The sequence below is a fragment of the Pseudomonas sp. UM16 genome, assembly GCF_050312595.1.
Classification (GTDB): Bacteria; Pseudomonadota; Gammaproteobacteria; order Pseudomonadales; family Pseudomonadaceae; genus Aquipseudomonas.
Map to the genome: position 1 here is coordinate 130,969 of NZ_JBNPJT010000016.1, position 16,470 is coordinate 147,438.

Sequence of the window (16,470 nt, forward strand, 5' to 3'; positions counted from 1 at the left end):
ACTCCCACAGGGCTGCGGGAGCCGGCGTTGCCGGCGATGGGCCAGTTCGCGTTCGGTGTGCGGCAACCCTTGCGGTTAGCCGGCGACCAGCACGCGGATCGCTTCCAGGCGCAGCGCGGCTTTTTCCAGCATCGCCAAACCTTGTTCACGTTGCTTGCGCAAGGCGTCGATCTCGCTGTCACGCACGCTTGGGTTGACCGCTTGCAGCGCGGTCAGGCGGGCCAGCTCTTCGTCGGTTTCTGCCGCCAGACGCCGTTGGGCTTCAGCAACCCGCTCGGCATGACGCGGCATGATCTTGGCTTCACCGCTGTTGATCCGCGGTGTCAGCACATCGCGCTGGGCTTGGATGAACTTGTTGGCGCTGGCCTTGGGCACGCTCTCGAGCTGGTCATTGAGGGTCTCGAAAGACACTCGCGAGGCCAGGTCGTTGCCATTGGTGTCGAGCAGGCAGCGCAGGGCGGCCGGTGGCAGGTAGCGGCCCAGTTGCAGGGCGCGCGGCGCAACCACTTCACTGACGTAGAGCAACTCAAGCAGCACGGTACCGGGTTTGAGTGCCTTGTTCTTGATCAAGGCTACAGCGGTGTTGCCCATCGAGCCGGACAGTACCAGGTCCATGCCACCTTGGACCATTGGGTGCTCCCAGGTGATGAATTGCATGTCTTCGCGCGACAATGCCTGGTTGCGGTCGTAGGTGATGGTGACACCTTCGTCGTCGCCCAGCGGAAAGCTGGCGTCGAGCATCTTTTCACTTGGCTTGAGGATCAGGGCGTTTTCCGAATGATCTTCACTGTCGATACCAAAGGCGTCGAACAAGGTTTCCATGTAGATCGGCAGGGTGAACTGATCATCTTGCTCAAGGATCGCCTCGACCAGCTCCTGGCCTTCGCCAGCGCCACCTGAGTTGAGTTCCAGCAGGCGGTCGCGACCGCTGTGCAGCTCGGCCTCAAGACGCTCGCGCTCGGCGTGAGCCTCGTCGACCAACGCTTGCCACTCACCGTCGTCACCGCTTTCGAGCAGCGGCAGCAGGCGTGGGCCGAACTGATGCTGCAGGGCGTTACCGGTTGGGCAGGTAGCCAGGAACGCATTGAGGGCCTGGTCGTACCATTGGAACAAGCGCTCTTGCGGGCTGTTCTGCAGGTACGGTACATGCAGTTCAATGATGTGTTTCTGACCGATACGATCGAGACGGCCAATACGCTGCTCGAGCAGGTCAGGGTGGGCCGGCAGGTCGAACAGCACCAGATGGTGGGCGAACTGGAAGTTACGGCCTTCACTGCCGATTTCCGAGCAGATCAGCACTTGGGCGCCGAATTCTTCATCGGCGAAGTAGGCCGCTGCACGGTCGCGTTCGAGAATGCTCATGCCCTCATGGAACACCGTGGCCGGAATGCCAGAGCGTACGCGCAGGGCGTCTTCCAGGTCCATCGCGGTTTCGGCGTGGGCGCAAATCACCAGGACCTTGACCCGTTTGAGCATTTTCAGGGTGTCGATCAACCAATCGACCCGTGGGTCGAAGCGCCACCAGCGTTCTTCTTCAGTGCTGTCGCTCTGGGACTGGAACGCCACCTCGGGATACAGCTCAGCATGCTCGCCCAGCGGCAGCTCCATGTATTGATCGGGGTTTGGTAGAGGATAAGGATGCAGATTGCGCTCGGGGAAGCCCTGGACGGCGGCGCGAGTGTTGCGGAACAGAACGCGGCCGGTGCCGTGGCGATCGAGCAGCTCGCGAATCAGGCGTGCGCTGGCCTGGGTGTCGCCGTCGTTGACAGCGGCCAGCAAGGCCTCGCCTTCAGCTCCGAGGAAACCTTCAATGGTGGCGTGAGCTTTGGCCGACAAGCGACCTTCATCGAGCAGTTCTTGGACTGCTTCGGCCACCGGGCGATAGTGCTCGCTCTCGGCGCGAAAGGCGGCCAGGTCATGGAAACGGTTCGGATCAAGCAGGCGCAGACGTGCGAAGTGGCTGTCCTGGCCCAGCTGTTCAGGTGTCGCGGTCAGCAGCAATACGCCCGGAATAACCTGGGCCAATTGTTCGACCAGCAAATACTCAGGGCTGGCCTGTTCTTCATGCCAGACCAGGTGATGCGCCTCGTCGACTACCAGCAGGTCCCAACCGGCGGCAAACAGTGCGTCCTGGGCCTTTTCGTCTTCACGCAACCACTCCAGGGCGACCAACGCAAGCTGGGCATCCTCGAATGGGTTGCTGGCGTCGCTTTCGATAAAGCGCTCGGCATCGAACAGGGCAACCTGCAGGTTGAAGCGCCGGCGCATTTCCACCAGCCACTGGTGCTGCAGGTTTTCTGGAACCAGGATCAGCACACGGCTAGCACGGCCTGAGAGCAACTGGCGATGGATCACCAGGCCCGCTTCGATGGTTTTGCCCAGGCCCACTTCGTCGGCCAGCAATACCCGCGGGGCAATACGGTCGGCAACTTCACGAGCGATATGCAATTGGTGGGCGATCGGTTGGGCACGGGTGCCGCCCAGGCCCCACAACGAGGACTGCAACTGACGGCTGGTGTGTTCCAAGGTGTTGTAGCGCAGCGAAAACCACGGCAACGGGTCGATCTGGCCGGCAAACAAGCGGTCACTGGCCAGACGGAACTGGATAAAGTTCGACAGCTGGGTTTCCGGCAGGGTGCACGGTTGGTTTTGCCCATCGAGGCCATGGTAGACCAGCAGGCCGTCGACGTCGTCGACCTCGCGCACGGTCAGCTTCCACCCTTCGAAATGGGTGATCTGGTCGCCGGGCGAGAAGCGCACCCGGGTCAGGGGCGCATTGCGCAGGGAGTACTGGCGGGTGTCGCCAGTGGCCGGGTAGAGCACGGTCAACAAGCGGCCGTCCTGTGCCAGAACGGTCCCCAGACCTAGCTCGGCTTCGCTGTCGCTGATCCAGCGTTGCCCCGGTTGATACTGCTGCGCCATACTGCCTGACTCCCGCCATGAAAAGCCGACTATCTTAACGGATAGGGCTGTACAGACCAAAGAGTCTAGCAATTTCAGCGACGAAAACTGCTGTCGCCAGTGAGGGCCGTGACATTCATGCGTCTAAAACCGTTGTCTGTACCCCGATTTCTAGAGCGAGATCGCCCCAACGCCTGAGGACAGCGACGAGCCTTAACGGCACAGACGCTATACTCCCAGGCAGCGGAGGCTGTGATGTGCTCCGCATATTATTGATTCCCGGCTCAAGGCCATCGGCGGCGAGCCGACACATAGGCGACAGGAGATCTCCCCCATGCTGCCGCCCATCATTCCCCTCAGTGCCGCCCCCGTGACATCGCAACTGGACCCGGTCAAGCCGACCCCCGACATCAAGCCGGTGGTGCCTGCGCAGCCGGCTTCCAGTGAGGGCGCCATTGACCTGAAACATCGTGATCCGGAGAAAGCAGCGTTGCTCCTGCGTGAAGAGCAACGCCGCCAGCAGGGCCGCCGCCGCTCAAGCCGGGATGATGAGCTCTATCAGCCATTGCCGGGTGATGAGGTCAATGCCGACAACACCGTGCCGGTCGCGCCGCTGATGGGTGAACAGCCGCGTCAAGGGCTGTTGGTGGATATCGAAGTCTGAACAGCAGTTCAGTCACTGGTCAGAGAAGGCAACAGCCTTCATTATTACGGGATCGCCGTCCGCTTCCTGAGCCAGACCATGAGCCAAGATGACAACCTGATCGACCTCGGTGCCGAGCGCGCCCGACGCGTCCACGACCTCAATGAAAAACGCCTGAACGAAGTGCGCCAGGCATTCGAGCAGGCCATGCCGCTGGGCAAGGCCAAGAAAAAGCCCAAGGGCAAACCCAAGAAGCGTTGAAAACTTGATGCAGGTCAACCCTGCACCCGCCTTTCGCGCCCGCTTCCGGGCGCTATTGACCTCGGTCAATTTCCTTTCGCCAGCCATTGGTTACCTTGAGCCCATCAGACAGGGGACAGGCGAATGGAGGCCGATATGTTCTTCGATAATGTGGTTGTCGCTGGAGTGATTACAGTCGGCCTTATGCTGTTGTTCTTTGTCGGATTCGGAATTTTTATCTGGAGGGATGCGAACAAGCGCAAGTAGCGCTGATTCTTCAGGTACATGAGCACGCAAGGCATTTAGGGCGACTTCGGTCGCCCATTTTTTTGTCCGCAAGAAACCTTTCCGCATTGCTGGACTCTTATTAGTTAGCTAGCTAATAATCTGCATCCGATGTTTTCTGCCCATCCTGTCTATCGTTACCTCACTGTCAGCCAAGGTTCGTCCCGTGCCCATCACTTTGCAGGCCCTGTTGGCGCCGAATAAACTCGCCGTGCAATTTGCCCTCAAGACCCTGCTTGGCGGAGGCTTGGCCCTGTGGCTGGCCTTGCGCTGGGGCCTGGAGCAACCGGCCTGGGCGTTGATGACGGCGTTCATCGTGGCCCAGCCATTGTCCGGCATGGTCTTGCAGAAAGGCCTGGCGCGGCTGTGCGGCACCCTGGTAGGTACGGTTATGTCGGTGCTGTTCATCGGCTTGTTCGCCCAGACGCCCTGGTTGTTTTTATTGGCCCTGGCGCTGTGGCTGGCCCTGTGTACCGCGTGCTCGACGCTATTGCGCAGCGCCTGGGCCTATTCGTTTGTATTGGCCGGTTACACCGTGGCGATCATTGCTTTGCCAGCGATCAACCATCCGCTGGCAGTGTTCGACCAGGCGGTGGCGCGCTGCACCGAGATCTGTCTGGGGATTGTCTGTGCCACAGTGACCAGCGCGCTGCTCTGGCCCCTACGCGTCGAACAACAGCTCAGCGGTCAGGCGCACCAGGCCTGGGTCAGTGGCTTGCAGGCGGCCAGCGCGACACTGATCGGCGAAGCCCAGGCACGCAAAGGCTTACTGGAGATTCTCGGGCGTATTGTCGCGGTTGATGCACAACGTGAGCATGCCTGGTTCGAGGGTAGTGTTGGACGACAGCGGGCCAGGGCTATCCGCGGCTTGAGTCAGAAATTGCTGATTCTTTTGCGTATCGCCCGTTCGGTAAGACGTCAGTGGCAACAGCTGGATGAAATACAGGCGCAGCACTTGCAACCTTGGCTCGATGAGGTCCATGACGCCCTGGCCGCACCCGACCAGGCAGGCCTGTTGTTGCTACGCCAGCGGCTCTGGGATGCGGCGCACGATGACCGTATCAGCTCAGCCGAACACTATTGCCTGGCCCGCCTGACGTTATTGCTCGACAACGCCATGGCCGCCACTTTGGCCCTGCGGGCGGTGGAGGAGGGCAAAGCGCCGGTGGATGCCACTGATAGCCTCGCCGCGCACCGCGATCTGCCCCTGGCATTGTTGTTCGGCTCGCGCAGCGCGCTGGCGTTTCTGGCCATGGCCAGTTTCTGGTTGGCCACTGCCTGGCCCGCAGCCCCCGGCGGCCTGGTGTTGACCTGTGTGGTGTGTAGCTTGTTTGCCAGCCGCGAGAACGGCGCCCAGATCGGCATGAGCTTCCTGCGCGGGATACTCCTGGCCATACCGGTGGCATTTTTCGTTGGGCAGATTCTGCTGCCACAGTGGAGTGGCTTTGCTCTGTTATGCATGGCCATGGGTGTGCCGTTGTTCTTGGGTGCTTTAGGTATGGCCAATCCACGCATCGGTGCCACGGCCACCTCCTATTGCCTGCATTTTATTGTTCTGGTGGCGCCGCTCAATGCTATGGAGTTTGAAGTCGCAACCTTTCTCAACAGTGCTCAGGCGATGTTAATGGGAGTAGGCGCGGCGGTCCTGGCATTCAAGCTACTGGTGCTGCACAACCCGACCTGGCACGGCCGGCGCCTGCGTGCGGCAACTCAGAGTGATCTGGTACGCCTGACTCGCCGCGACCTGCGTGGGGCCGACACCTGGTTCGGTGGACGCATGGCCGACCGTCTGTTGCAAATGGCACGACATTACGCCGCCTTGACCGAGCAGCAGCGCCAACGTTGGGACGATGGTATCCATGGCCTGGATATTGGTGATGAGTTGTTGCACTTGCGCCATTGCCTGGCGGTTGCCCAGGCGCCGATCAACAACGCCGAGCGTGAATACCTGCAGCAATTGGAAAGCGTGCTCTCGCGTGGCCCGGCACCTGGCAGAGGCCTGCGTCTGGATGCGGCCAGCGAGGCGTTTATCGACGCTTTGCAGCGTCAGCCTGCCAGCGACCCGCTGCGCCTGGCGCAAGGTGCGGTGCTGCAGTTACAGCGCAGTTGGGGCAAATGGTGCCGTCGACAGGAGGAAATCCATGGGCTTGCGTGAGTGGGCGTTGGGCGGTGTGTTGCTCAGCCCTTTTCTGATCTATGTGTTGCTGGCCTTGGTACTGACCGGTGCCGTGCGTCTGCTGTTGCGCCTGACCCCATTGGGGCGTTGGATCTGGCATGAGGCCTTGTTCGATTGTGCGTTGTTCATGTGTGTCTTGACCCTGGTAACCCTTGGGCTTGGGCCTTTGTAAGGAGAGTGATTCATGCGTGCATTGCTGCGTATCGCAGTAACCCTGTGCCTGGTGCTAGTGGCGATCTTTGCCGGCTGGAAACTCTGGCAGTACTACATGCTCACGCCCTGGACCCGCGATGCGAAAATCCGCGCCGATGTGGTGATCATTGCCCCGGATGTCTCGGGCTGGGTTCGCAAGCTCAAGGTGCATGACAACCAGCAGGTCAAGGCCGGAGAGCTGCTGATGGCGATCGATCGCGATCGCTTTGAAGCGGCCCTCGAAAAGGCCAACGCGGTGGCTGAAACCCGTCAGCATCAATTGCGCTTGCGCGAGCATGAAGCTTCGCGGCGTGTCGCCTTGGGGCCGCAGGCGATCAGCGCCGAGTTGCGCGAGAACGCCCAGATCAACGCTGCGGTGGCCCGCGGGCAACTGCGCGAAGCGCAAGCCGAAGTCAAAGTCGCGGCGATCAACCTGGCCCGTAGTCAAGTCAAAGCACCGCGCGATGGCCATATCACCAATCTGCGTCTGGCCGAGGGGAACTACGTCACTGCCGGTGAACCGGTCATGGCCCTGATCGATGATTCGACCTTCTATGTGCAGGCTTATTTCGAAGAAACCAAGCTGCCGCGCATTCGTGTCGGTGACCCGGTCAAGGTCTGGTTGATGAGTGCCGGCGAGCCCATCCAGGGGCAGGTTGAAAGCATCAGCCGCGGTATCACCGACCGCAATGCCAACCCCGACAGCCAGTTGCTCGCCGAAGTCGAACCGACCTTCAATTGGGTGCGCTTGGCGCAGCGCATTCCGGTGCGGATCAAGCTCGAGCAGATCCCTGAGGGCGTGACCTTGAGCGCCGGCATGACTGCCAGTGTGCAAGTGCGTGAAGACCAGGTGCAGCGCTGATCAGCGCTGCATCCGTTGCTCACAGGAACATGCCACCGGAGACTTCCAGACGCTGGCCATTGACCCAGCCACCACCGTCACCTAACAACAGGGCTACTGCCACCCCGATGTCATCCGGCAAACCAACCCGGCCCAGAGCGGTATTGCTGGCGATGAAGCCGTTGACGTCGGCGTTGTCACGCACCACACCGCGACCAAAATCTGTCTCAATCGCGCCGGGAGCGAGAATGTTGACGCGAATGCCGCGAGCGCCCAATTCCTTGGCCTGATAGCGAGTCAACACTTCCATGGCGCCTTTCATCGCGGCGTAGGCGGCATAGCCAGGCAGGGCGAAGCGGGGCAGGCCGGTGGAGATATTGACGATCCGGCCCTGATCGGCGATCAGTGGCAGCAATCATTGGCTGAGGAAAAGCGGCCCCTTCGTGCCACCAAGGTTACGTGCCTTCATGGATTGGCTGGCGGCGTTGCTTGTGCCGCGTCTTGATCCAGTGGCAAGTGGAAGCTGAACAAGGTTCCGGCTTCCGGGCTTGAGATCACTTCCATATGCCCACCATGGGCCAGGGCGATCTGGTTGGCGATGTACAGGCCAAGCCCCAGGCCAGCACGCACGGTGTCGTTGAGCGGGTGGGAAAAAGGTTGGAACAGCTGCGCGAGGATTTGTGGAGCAATAGGCGTGCCGAAGTTATGCACGCCGAGCACAAAAACGCCCTCGCCAATCTGAGCCGTGACGTCTACTGGTTTGTCCTGTGCGCCGTGGGCCAGCGCATTGGCAATCAAATTTGACAGCAATTGGGTGACCCGCTCGCGATCACAATTGATCCCGCCAAGATCGCCGATATGCAAATTGATCTGCCGTTGCGGTTGAACGTGTTGGAGCTCCGAGGCGACATGCCTGAGCGCATCGTCTAGGTCCGGGCAAGGCTGAATATTGACGGCGATGCCGTTGCCCAGGCGTCCCCGGGCAAAGTCCAGGACATCCCGCACCAGTTGCGTGGCGCGCCGACCGCAGGTGAGTATGTGCTGGGCAATGGTCCGGCTTTTCTCGTCTTGCAGGCGCTGGGTCAGCAGTTCAGCCCCGGCAGTGATGGCAAACAACGGGTTGCGCAAATCATGGCCGAGCACGGCGATGAACTGTTCACGCAGCTCGGCCATCGCCCGTTCCTTTTGCAGCGCCTCTTCGGTTTTCTGGGCGTTTTCTTCGCTTTCGATCTGGATCGACAGCAAGCGCGCGAAGGATTCCATCATCGGCTGGATAGCACTGCCCTTGAGTGCCGCGGGCAGCGGATCAAGGGCGCAGATAGTGCCGAAAAAACTGCCGTCGGTGCGAAACACCGGCACTGAAATATAGCTTTCGAACGCATAGATACGCGGGGTGTGGTGAGTGCAATAGCGCTCATCTTCACTGGCCTTGTCGATTACGATGGTCTGGTGACTGCCGCGAATTTCGTGGCACAAGGTGGTGGCCAGGTCGAGTTCGCCGCCCACTTTCAAGCCAAAACCCAAGGAGTCGAGCACGGCGCAGGCAGTCCAGTTGCTTTCAGTCACCCGAGCTACGGCGGCAAAGCGCAAGCCGGTGGATTCACAGATCACCTGCAATATGGCGGGCACGGCATTGATCCGGCCAATCGTGGCGATGTCGGACGAGATGGCATTGCTCATGAAGCTTCCACGGTAGCTGAAGATTTGAACGAGAAGTGTGGTTTAAGTCTAGCGAGCCCGCCTGAGTTGGTTGAAAATTCCATACCCGCCCACAGGTTTTTTCTATTAACCTTGGGCCTCGAGCTGCTCCGTCAGAGAGTGGCCTGCATTGCCCGCGTGCCAATCCCTTTCGCCCTGCATCCTGGTGGATGCTTCAGTGAGGTTTGACATGCATATCACATCACAGGACATTTGTGCCGCCGCCGACCAGCTCAAGGGTTTTGTCGGTTTTCACCGCAAGTTTGGCAAGCACATCGTGCGTTTTAGCGAAGACTCCTTCGGCATGGACGTCGCCGATGACAGCATCACCCCTAGCAGCGAATTTGTCTGGCAAGCGAGCGACGGTGAAGTCATGACCCTGAGCCGCGACTTGATCGAAATCCTTCTGGCGCAGAATGTTGACGAACGTCTCAATGTCAGTGAGCCGCTACGGGTTTACCTGCGTCGTCGCGACTTGCCGGAGATAGCCGCGCAGCGGCGTTTGCAGGCATAACCGGTTTTTGCCTGGCCGGCTATGGATCGAAAAAACGCCTAGGAGGCCCCGGCGCGACTGCTGTCGGGGTTTTGCAGCAGTCGTTCAAAGGCGTGTTTATCGACCGGTTTGCTCAGGAAGTAGCCTTGAACCTCATGGCATTTTTCCTTGCTCAAGGCATTGAGCTGCTGCTCGGTTTCCACCCCTTCGGCAGTGACGGTCAGGCCCATGGCCTTGCCCAGGTTGATGATCGCCTGGACCACTGCGCGGTCGTTGCCGTCATTGTTCAGGCCGGCGATGAAGCGCTTGTCGATCTTGATGCTGTCGAACGGGTAGGTGCGCAGGTAACCCAGTGACGAATAGCCCGTACCAAAGTCATCCATATTCAGCCGCACACCCAGCTCCTTGAGGGCGGTCATGGTACTTAGGGCTCCCTCGATATCGTTGAGCATGACGTTCTCAGTGATTTCCAGCTCCAGGCGCTGGGCGGGGAAGCCGGTGTCGACCAGTATATTGTAGACATCGCTGACCACATCGCTACGGGAGAACTGCGCGGGCGACAGGTTAACCGAAACCAGCAGATGCTCCGGCCAGCTGCGAGCGGTCTGGCAGGCTTCGCGTAACACCCAAAGGCCCAAGGGTACGATCAGGTCAGTCTGTTCAGCCAATGGAATAAAGGTGTCTGGGCCCAACAGGCCCTCGAGCGGATGCTGCCAGCGCACCAGCGCTTCGACTGACACGATTTCCAGGGTCTCCAGTCGATAGCGCGGTTGATAGTGCAGGACGAACTCGTTGTTCTTCAGTGCTTTGCGCAAGTCATTTTCCAGTTGGCGGCGGTACTGGATCTGGTCATTCATTTCTGCTGAAAAGTAGCGCCAGGTGTTCTTGCCGTCGGCCTTGGCCTGGTACAGGGCAATATCGGCGCAGCGGATCAGTTCACCCGCATCGAAACCTTGCAGGCGGGTCTGGGCGACACCCAGGCTGGCGCCGATGTGCAGAATCTGTTCTTCGAAGTGGATCGGCTGGTGCAGGTTGTCGATCAGGCGAGCGCAAAAACGGTCGATTTCGTTGCGGCTGTCCATACCGTTCATTACCAAGACGAACTCGTCACCGCCCAGGCGGGCCACCAAGTCACCGTCACGGGTTGATTCACGCAAGCGGGTGGCAACCTCCAGTAACACTGCGTCGCCGGCGGCATGGCCGAGGGAGTCGTTGATTGGCTTGAAGCTGTCCAGATCCAGCAGCAATAGTGTCAAAGGTGTAGCGGCCTGGCCCTTGAGCAGGGCTTGCTCGAGAAAGCGCGACAGCTTGTTGCGATTGGCAAGGCCGGTCAGCGCATCATGCATCGACAGGTGCTGGATGTGCGCATGGGCGGCTACTTCATCGGTAATATCACTGGCAGTGCCACGAAACCCAACCAGCTTGTCGCCCGCCATGATCGAGCGCGCTGACACCCGGCAAAAACGTGAATGACCCTTCTGGTCGCGATAGCCGCAACGCAAGTTGGCCATTTGTTGTGGGTCGGGATCAGCCTGGTTGTCGAGCCAGAGGGTGAGAGGGGTGGTTTCACAACTGAGCAGTTGATTGATCGGTTGCCCCAACCAGTCTTTGGTGGTGAAGCCGGTGACCGCCACGAAGCGCTGCGACAGGTAGCTCAAGCGATGGTAACGGTCGGTTTCCCAGATCCAGTCCGAGGCGGCCTCGGCAACGGCGCGAAAGCGCTGTTCGCTGGCCTCCAGCGCCAGATGACTGGCTTGCAGGCGCTGCAAGGTGCTGTCGATTTGCCGCGAGGTGCGCAAGGCGTAGCGGAAGAAGTAGACCATCAGCAGGCCCAGCACCAGCATGGCGCCGAGCAGCGGTGGTAATACCGCCCAGAGCAATTGATCACCTGGGCGCGGAGTCAGCCACTCCAGGCGGTAGCCGGTATCACCCAGGGGCAGGCTGGAAGCATCGGCCAATAGTTCGTTGCCAACCTTCTCGATGCGCATTCCACTCAAACCCGCACCGGTGCCCAGGTTGACGAGTTTTTCCGCCGTCAATTGGTCGACGAAGATCATCACCGAGGTCGTTCGCGGGTCAATGCTCAGCGCTTCATCATCGGGACGTATTGCAGCAGCCACCAGCACCGCCGGCCAGCCGTTGAACAAGACGTAGCGGGTAATCTGCTGGCGGTCGGCGGCAACCCCTCGAGCCTGAGTGATGATTGAATCCAGCGGTTCTTCTATATAGGTACTGGCCGGTGCGCTGCTGAGCTGGCCTTTGAACAAGGCATATTTGGTGCGGTGGTCATCGACTACAAACACGCCTTCAAAGCCACTGGCGGTGTACAGCGAGTCGCCGACGTTCTCTTCTTCATAGGCCCAGTGCAGGTCGGCAGTGCCATTGAGGTGCTGATAGGCAGCATCCCACACGGCATAACTGGAGAGAAACTGACGAGCTGACTCGAGCCGTTGTTCCAGCGCCTTGTGTGCATAGAAGCTGCTTTTTTCGCGCTCATTGGCGTTCAGGGAGGAGGCGATATTGAACAGTGCCCCGACGGCAATCAAGCAAGCCAGAACGAACAGCGCAGCGATACTGGCAATCAGTTTACGTGTCGGCAGGCTGGGGGGAGGGCTGGTAGGTGAAACGTCGACGATCCTGTCCATACGCATGCAGATCCTTGGTGAGCTGCGTCCCGACGGCTACACCGCGAGGCGAACGTTCACTGAGGATAGGCCAGCTTCAGCGTTGTGAGGTCCGGTTGAGAGAAATTGACCTGATTGCGCCCACTGTTCTTGGCGACATACAGGGCTTTATCGGCCTCGTTAAGCCATGCCTCGGCATCCGCCAAGCCTTCGCGGCAGCCGGCCAGGCCAATGCTCAAGCTGATCCGTAACTCCGGTAACTGTGGGTTGCGGTAACCACCGACTTGTTCGCGCAGCCGCTCCATGGCCTGGCTGGCTTGTTCGACGTCGGTATTGGGCAGGATCAGGCAAAATTCGTCACCGCCATAGCGGCCAGCGAGGTCGTCTTCGCGCAGGCCGCGTTTGAGTTCGCTGCTGAGCTGGCTCAACACACAGTCACCAACCACATGGCCGTAGGTATCGTTAATCGCCTTGAAGTGGTCGATGTCGATAAGGGCGATCACCGCCTGGCAGTGTTGTTGCTGGCAGACCTGGAACTTGAGCTGCAACAGGTCTTTCCAGGAGCCATGGTTGAGCAGGCCGGTGAGACTGTCGGTGCGGCTCAGGGCGCTGAGGCGGCGTTTATGTTCAGCGAGCTTCATCGCCAGTTTGTAGCAGACCCAGCCGACGGCCATTGGATACAGGGTCAGCATCGGCAGGCAGGCATAGATCTGCATTGGCGTGGCCTGCAGCTGCAAACCGGGGCCGAACAGGGCAATCGACAGCCCTGCCCCCAGGCCCTGAATCAGCAGCCCCTTGAAGAACAGGCGCTGACCACCCGCGGCGAAATTGTTCATCGCCATCATCGCCAGGATAGTCACGCTGGGCAGGGGATTGAACTGCAGGGTGGCGGTCCAGAACCCGCCCATCAACGAATCGATTAGCAGGTTGCGGTACTCGGCGTGGTACGGCACGCCAGCGCGACGAGCAAGTTGAAAGGCCAGGTGCGGCCAGATCAGGCCATTGAACAGCAGCAGTGCCCAGGCCCATTGCGGTATGTCCAGGCCGAAAATACCGGCCATAACGGCAAGCATGCCGATACCCAAGCCAATAATGCGCGGCAGGTAGATCCTCCTGACAAATGAAAGTCCCTTGCCGCTTCTATTATCCATCATGAGTGCTGGTCTGTTCCGGGACGCCGTTTATCGCATAAAAGGTGTGAATATTGTTGAACAATCGCAGGCTGTTGAAAAATGGCCTTACAAGCCATTTCACAGTGGATGCAGCCACCTCGGGGTAACATGAAACTCGCCCTTATCCTTGGAGTGCTTCTATTCATGGTCCCTTCTTCCCCAAAGGCCGGTGAACCGGCGTTGCGCCAGGATGGGCGGTATCACAACCTGCGCCAAATGCCGCAAGACAGCGTGCTGAAAAAGCTGCGCATCGGCTTCAAGTTCCTGTTCCTGAGTAAGCCTGCCGGAACCCGACCGGATGTGGAGATCGCTGTTCAACCCCTAAGTCGCCAGCAATTGCTTGAAGCACCGGATCGCAGCCTGTGGCGACTGGGGCACTCCACGGTATTGCTGAAGCTGCACGAGCGCTTCTTCATCACCGACCCGGTATTTGCGGAACGCGCCTCACCCGTGCAGTGGGTCGGCCCGCAGCGCTTTCACCAGCCGCCGCTGAAACTGGACGAACTGCCGCCGTTGACTGCGGTGATCCTCTCTCACGACCACTATGACCACCTTGATGAACAGGCGATCCGGCAACTGGCCGATCGCGCCGAGCATTTCCTTGCGCCGATGGGCGTTGGCGATCTGTTGATCGAATGGGGGGTACCGGCCGCCAAAGTGCGGCAGCTGGACTGGTGGCAGGAAACCCAGGTCGAGGGCATCCGCTTCGTCGCCACCCCGGCGCAACACTTTTCCGGGCGCGGCCTGTTCGACAGCAACAGCCGGTTGTGGGCCTCCTGGGTAATCCTGGATGAGAACCTGCGTGTGTTCTTCAGTGGCGATACCGGTTACTTCGATGGCTTCAAGCAGATTGGCGAGCAGTACGGTCCATTTGACGTGACCCTGATCGAAACCGGGGCCTACAACCTGCAATGGCCCAACGTGCACATGCAGCCCGAGCAAAGCCTGCAGGCGCATCAGGATTTGCGCGGGCGCTGGCTGTTGCCAATCCATAACGGCACCTTCGATCTTTCAGTGCACAGCTGGCATGAACCGTTCGACCGCATTCTGGCGCTGGCCAATACCGCCCAAGTGCCACTCAGTACTCCGCAAATGGGCGAGCGGGTTAGCCTTGACCAGCCGCATAGTGGTCCGGCCTGGTGGTTACCTAAGCCAGTGCGTCAACCGCATGGGGCGGGTGAGCGGGTCATGGCGATGAAAGAGTTGCAATGACTCGGGCTACTCTTGAGAGCGGCTTCGCAGCTTTTCTTTGGCCAGGGCCGGCAATTTAGAAGGGGGCTTGCCGCTGTCACTGCGCACCTGGGCATGGCTGATCAGGGCAAAGATGAAGCTGCCACCAATAATGTTGCCAACCAGCGTGGGGGCGGCAAAGTTCAGCCAGAACACCTGCCAGCTGACCTCTCCAGCCCAGACGAGGTAGGAGACCTCTACCGAGCCGACAACGATATGGGTGAAATCGCCCAAGGCCATCAAGTAGGTGATCATCAGGATGATCCATATCTTGGCGTGCTCCATGGCGGGGATCATCCAGACCATGGTGGCGATCATCCAGCCGGAGATAATGCCCTTGGCGAACATCTGCCCGAGGTCGTTTTGCATAACCTTGCGACCGACATCTAGAAAGGCTTCATCGGTCTTGCTGTCGAAAATCGGTAGGTACAGCATCACGTAGGACACCAATATAGTGCCGGCCAGATTGCCGAGCAGGACCACCGACCATAAACGCAGCAGGCGCCCGAGGTTGCTCAGCGTGGGTTCGGTCATCACTGGCAGCACGGCAGTGAGGGTGTTTTCGGTGAACAGTTGCTGACGAGCCAGAATCACCGCGAGAAAGCCGGCTGAATAGCCAAGGCTGGCAATCACCTGGCTGCTTTCTCCTTCGGGCAGCCGCGCGTAGAACAGACCCATGGCCATCATCGACAGCCCCATGCTCAGGCCGGCGGCCAGTGCTGACCACCACAGGGCGGCAATTGTCCGCTCCAGTTCCTGATCGCCCTGGTAGCGGATGATCTCGTGCAAGACCGCCGCGCGGGGCGGTTGGTTCTGGCTGACTTCCTGCTCTTCATCCGTCGACAGGCCCGGGGTTTTGCTGCTTTCGGTCTCGCTCATGGCAGTGGCTCACATGGGGTGCCTTATCTACAGAGCAGCGCCGAGCCCGATTAGTTGCCTACCGCGAGTGTATTGATTGCTAGCTGGGCCAATTTTAGTCGTTGCTCAACGCCTTCCTGCATATCGTCTTCCTGGAACCAGGCTGCCGATAACCCGCACCAGGCGACGATCCACTGCAATAAGCGTTGGCGTGGCAAGCCGGCGAGCGCGCAAACAATCTCAAGTCGTTGGCTGAAGTGTTGGTAATCGGTGGCAATGTGAGGGGAGGGGTTGCAGAACAGGTTGGCGTAATCGAAGGTTCGCTCGCCATAGAGACCCTTGGGATCGATCGCCAGCCAGCCGCGTGGGCCAAAGTCGAGAACGTTGCCGTGGTGAATATCGCCGTGCAGCACTGACTCCTCCCACGGCGCTGCGAGCAGTTGCTCAGCGATTTGCGAACAGTGTTGATAAATGCCGCCGTGAAGCTGGGCTGCTCTACGCAAGCCTTTGAACCAGGTATGCAGGTCAACAAGGGGCAGTGCAGGTTTGCGTTCAAGCGCGTGCAGGTTGGCGACGGTTTGGCAAAGAATCTGCGTGGCCTGCTGATCACGGCCATTCACTGCATAGTCGTCCAGCGCGTCCAGCCCTTGGGCACGCTCCAGCAACAGTCCGTTGTCGGCATGAGCGAGAACCTTCGCAGCGCCTTGGCCGTCCCACCATTGCATTAATAGTGCGCCGTTAAGTTCTTCGGCTACCAGGGCAACTTTGAGCATCGCCGGCTGTTTGCGGTACCGCACTGGTAGCAGGTGGCTGCTGTGAGTAATGATCGGCGCACCGTCGGCGATCAGCTGCCAGCGCTGTAGGTAGGGTTCGAACATGAATGCGTTTCTCCGGTTAGCAGTACCTTTATATAGCTATTTAAAACAAAGTTGAAATAAGTCCTTGACGCCCCTGTGGATCTGTCTATAATTCGCCCCACTTCCGGCGTAGTCGGAACGGAAAACTCCTTGAGATTCAACGAGTTAGATGTTCCAGGTAGCACCGGAGGGGCTTCGATCGCAAGATCGGTAGCGGTGAAAAAGGTGGTTGACAGCGGATTGAAACGCTGTAGAATTCG

Annotated in this window: 15 protein-coding genes and 1 pseudogene; 8 read left to right on the forward strand and 8 right to left on the reverse strand. The window is 59.4% G+C overall.

Annotation, left to right across the window (positions count from 1 at the left end; genetic code table 11):
- Positions 1-75 precede the first annotated feature (75 nt).
- Positions 76-2,922, reverse strand: coding sequence for an RNA polymerase-associated protein RapA (gene rapA / locus ACQRAX_RS19595; RefSeq protein ID WP_412041074.1), 2,847 nt, complete (start codon positions 2,920-2,922; stop codon positions 76-78).
- Between the two features lie 313 nt (positions 2,923-3,235).
- On the opposite strand from rapA, the gene ACQRAX_RS19600 reads away from it, so the two are divergent.
- The 6 genes from ACQRAX_RS19600 to ACQRAX_RS19625 all read left to right on the forward strand — a co-directional run bounded on the left by ACQRAX_RS19600 (position 3,236) and on the right by ACQRAX_RS19625 (position 7,299).
- A complete protein-coding gene (locus ACQRAX_RS19600) occupies positions 3,236-3,565 on the forward strand; it encodes an aspartate-semialdehyde dehydrogenase (protein ID WP_412041073.1) in 330 nt (109 codons plus the stop codon).
- Between the two features lie 78 nt (positions 3,566-3,643).
- On the forward strand, positions 3,644-3,805 hold the full coding sequence (locus tag ACQRAX_RS19605) for a hypothetical protein (protein ID WP_010221101.1): 162 nt from the start codon (positions 3,644-3,646) through the stop codon (positions 3,803-3,805).
- A gap of 135 nt (positions 3,806-3,940) precedes the next feature.
- Positions 3,941-4,051 (forward strand): cytochrome c oxidase subunit CcoM, encoded by a 111-nt coding sequence (gene ccoM, locus ACQRAX_RS19610; protein WP_412041072.1) that lies wholly within the window; start codon positions 3,941-3,943, stop codon positions 4,049-4,051.
- A 184-nt stretch (positions 4,052-4,235) separates the two neighbouring features.
- A complete protein-coding gene (locus ACQRAX_RS19615) occupies positions 4,236-6,224 on the forward strand; it encodes an FUSC family protein (RefSeq protein WP_412041071.1) in 1,989 nt (662 codons plus the stop codon).
- Positions 6,211-6,417 (forward strand): DUF1656 domain-containing protein, encoded by a 207-nt coding sequence (locus tag ACQRAX_RS19620; RefSeq protein WP_412041070.1) that lies wholly within the window; start codon positions 6,211-6,213, stop codon positions 6,415-6,417. The genes ACQRAX_RS19615 and ACQRAX_RS19620 overlap by 14 nt, the downstream gene beginning before the upstream one ends.
- 12 nt (positions 6,418-6,429) lie before the next feature.
- Positions 6,430-7,299, forward strand: a complete 870-nt coding sequence (locus tag ACQRAX_RS19625) for an efflux RND transporter periplasmic adaptor subunit (protein ID WP_412041069.1) — start codon at positions 6,430-6,432, stop codon at positions 7,297-7,299.
- A 19-nt stretch (positions 7,300-7,318) separates the two neighbouring features.
- On the opposite strand, the pseudogene ACQRAX_RS19630 reads toward ACQRAX_RS19625, so the two are convergent.
- Positions 7,319-7,720: pseudogene (locus ACQRAX_RS19630) on the reverse strand (SDR family NAD(P)-dependent oxidoreductase); the annotation flags it as partial.
- A gap of 23 nt (positions 7,721-7,743) precedes the next feature.
- Positions 7,744-8,958: a GAF domain-containing sensor histidine kinase gene (locus ACQRAX_RS19635; RefSeq protein ID WP_412041068.1), complete on the reverse strand. Its 1,215-nt coding sequence runs from the start codon at positions 8,956-8,958 to the stop codon at positions 7,744-7,746.
- Positions 8,959-9,166: 208 nt separating this feature from the next.
- Here ACQRAX_RS19635 and ACQRAX_RS19640 point away from each other — a divergent pair, with 208 nt between their 5' ends.
- A complete protein-coding gene (locus ACQRAX_RS19640) occupies positions 9,167-9,490 on the forward strand; it encodes a DUF2025 family protein (RefSeq protein ID WP_412041067.1) in 324 nt (107 codons plus the stop codon).
- 38 nt (positions 9,491-9,528) lie between these two features.
- Here the strand turns inward: ACQRAX_RS19640 and ACQRAX_RS19645 are convergent, their stop codons facing one another.
- Both ACQRAX_RS19645 and ACQRAX_RS19650 read right to left on the reverse strand, forming a co-directional pair.
- The gene (locus ACQRAX_RS19645) at positions 9,529-12,114 is read right to left on the reverse strand and encodes a bifunctional diguanylate cyclase/phosphodiesterase (protein ID WP_412041164.1); all 2,586 of its coding nucleotides are present in this window, start codon (positions 12,112-12,114) and stop codon (positions 9,529-9,531) included.
- A gap of 56 nt (positions 12,115-12,170) precedes the next feature.
- Entirely contained in the window at positions 12,171-13,244 is a 1,074-nt protein-coding gene (locus tag ACQRAX_RS19650; RefSeq protein WP_412041163.1) for a diguanylate cyclase, read from the reverse strand.
- A 129-nt stretch (positions 13,245-13,373) separates the two neighbouring features.
- Between ACQRAX_RS19650 and ACQRAX_RS19655 the strand changes: the two genes are divergently transcribed.
- Positions 13,374-14,477, forward strand: coding sequence for an MBL fold metallo-hydrolase (locus tag ACQRAX_RS19655; protein WP_412041066.1), 1,104 nt, complete (start codon positions 13,374-13,376; stop codon positions 14,475-14,477).
- A 6-nt stretch (positions 14,478-14,483) separates the two neighbouring features.
- On the opposite strand, the gene ACQRAX_RS19660 is transcribed toward ACQRAX_RS19655, so the two are convergent.
- The 3 genes from ACQRAX_RS19660 to ACQRAX_RS19670 all read right to left on the reverse strand — a co-directional run.
- Complete coding sequence (locus tag ACQRAX_RS19660; RefSeq protein WP_412041065.1) at positions 14,484-15,374, reverse strand: formate/nitrite transporter family protein; 891 nt, start codon at positions 15,372-15,374, stop codon at positions 14,484-14,486.
- Positions 15,375-15,424: 50 nt separating this feature from the next.
- The gene (locus ACQRAX_RS19665) at positions 15,425-16,231 is read right to left on the reverse strand and encodes an aminoglycoside phosphotransferase family protein (RefSeq protein WP_412041064.1); all 807 of its coding nucleotides are present in this window, start codon (positions 16,229-16,231) and stop codon (positions 15,425-15,427) included.
- A partial coding sequence (locus ACQRAX_RS19670) for a hypothetical protein (RefSeq protein WP_427867751.1) occupies positions 16,198-16,470 on the reverse strand: 273 nt, incomplete at its 5' end. The genes ACQRAX_RS19665 and ACQRAX_RS19670, both read right to left, overlap by 34 nt.

What these genes read in the sequence shown, in the direction of transcription:
- rapA (WP_412041074.1), bottom strand. Translation starts at nt 2,922, where the DNA reads ATGGCGCAGCAGTATCAACCGGGGCAACGCTGGATCAGCGACAGCGAA.
- ACQRAX_RS19600 (WP_412041073.1), top strand. Translation starts at nt 3,236, where the DNA reads ATGCTGCCGCCCATCATTCCCCTCAGTGCCGCCCCCGTGACATCGCAA.
- ACQRAX_RS19605 (WP_010221101.1), top strand. Translation starts at nt 3,644, where the DNA reads ATGAGCCAAGATGACAACCTGATCGACCTCGGTGCCGAGCGCGCCCGA.
- ccoM (WP_412041072.1), top strand. Translation starts at nt 3,941, where the DNA reads ATGTTCTTCGATAATGTGGTTGTCGCTGGAGTGATTACAGTCGGCCTT.
- ACQRAX_RS19620 (WP_412041070.1), top strand. Translation starts at nt 6,211, where the DNA reads ATGGGCTTGCGTGAGTGGGCGTTGGGCGGTGTGTTGCTCAGCCCTTTT.
- ACQRAX_RS19625 (WP_412041069.1), top strand. Translation starts at nt 6,430, where the DNA reads ATGCGTGCATTGCTGCGTATCGCAGTAACCCTGTGCCTGGTGCTAGTG.
- ACQRAX_RS19635 (WP_412041068.1), bottom strand. Translation starts at nt 8,958, where the DNA reads ATGAGCAATGCCATCTCGTCCGACATCGCCACGATTGGCCGGATCAAT.
- ACQRAX_RS19640 (WP_412041067.1), top strand. Translation starts at nt 9,167, where the DNA reads ATGCATATCACATCACAGGACATTTGTGCCGCCGCCGACCAGCTCAAG.
- ACQRAX_RS19645 (WP_412041164.1), bottom strand. Translation starts at nt 12,114, where the DNA reads ATGGACAGGATCGTCGACGTTTCACCTACCAGCCCTCCCCCCAGCCTG.
- ACQRAX_RS19650 (WP_412041163.1), bottom strand. Translation starts at nt 13,244, where the DNA reads ATGGATAATAGAAGCGGCAAGGGACTTTCATTTGTCAGGAGGATCTAC.
- ACQRAX_RS19655 (WP_412041066.1), top strand. Translation starts at nt 13,374, where the DNA reads ATGAAACTCGCCCTTATCCTTGGAGTGCTTCTATTCATGGTCCCTTCT.
- ACQRAX_RS19660 (WP_412041065.1), bottom strand. Translation starts at nt 15,374, where the DNA reads ATGAGCGAGACCGAAAGCAGCAAAACCCCGGGCCTGTCGACGGATGAA.
- ACQRAX_RS19665 (WP_412041064.1), bottom strand. Translation starts at nt 16,231, where the DNA reads ATGTTCGAACCCTACCTACAGCGCTGGCAGCTGATCGCCGACGGTGCG.